This window comes from Vibrio sp. 10N.261.55.A10, from assembly GCF_041470825.1.
In the GTDB taxonomy this organism is placed as follows: domain Bacteria; phylum Pseudomonadota; class Gammaproteobacteria; order Enterobacterales; family Vibrionaceae; genus Vibrio; species Vibrio crassostreae_C.
On record NZ_JBFRNC010000124.1, the window covers coordinates 1 to 379 of the forward strand.

Consider the following 379-nt stretch of genomic DNA (forward strand, 5'->3'; position numbering starts at 1 on the left):
ATGAGACTTCTTGTGAAGTTCATTTTCTAAAGACTCTCACAGTCGAAAAATCCAACCAGCGACATAAGAAGTGGTTTGGAGATTTAACTTCCAAGAATATTTAGAGAATGGTGGGCGATACCGGGCTCGAACCAGTGACCCCCTGCTTGTAAGGCAGGTGCTCTCCCAACTGAGCTAATCGCCCACGATAGTTTTAATTCCTTCGTGGAGAAAGAATGGTGGGTCGTGCAGGATTCGAACCTGCGACCAATTGATTAAAAGTCAACTGCTCTACCAACTGAGCTAACGACCCAATGGTATCCCGTAGGGGAGTCGAACCCCTGTTACCGCCGTGAAAGGGCGGTGTCCTAGGCCTCTAGACGAACGGGACACTGCAATT

At 48.5% G+C, this 379-nt stretch carries 3 tRNA genes; all 3 read right to left on the minus strand.

Going from position 1 to position 379, the window contains the following annotated elements:
* Window positions 1-108: 108 nt before the first annotated feature.
* Window positions 109-184 (minus strand) — tRNA-Val (locus AB4274_RS22000).
* A 32-nt stretch (window positions 185-216) separates the two neighbouring features.
* A tRNA-Lys gene (locus tag AB4274_RS22005) sits at window positions 217-292 on the minus strand.
* A gap of 2 nt (window positions 293-294) precedes the next feature.
* Window positions 295-370: transfer RNA gene (locus AB4274_RS22010), tRNA-Glu, on the minus strand.
* Between the last annotated feature and the right edge of the window lie 9 nt (window positions 371-379).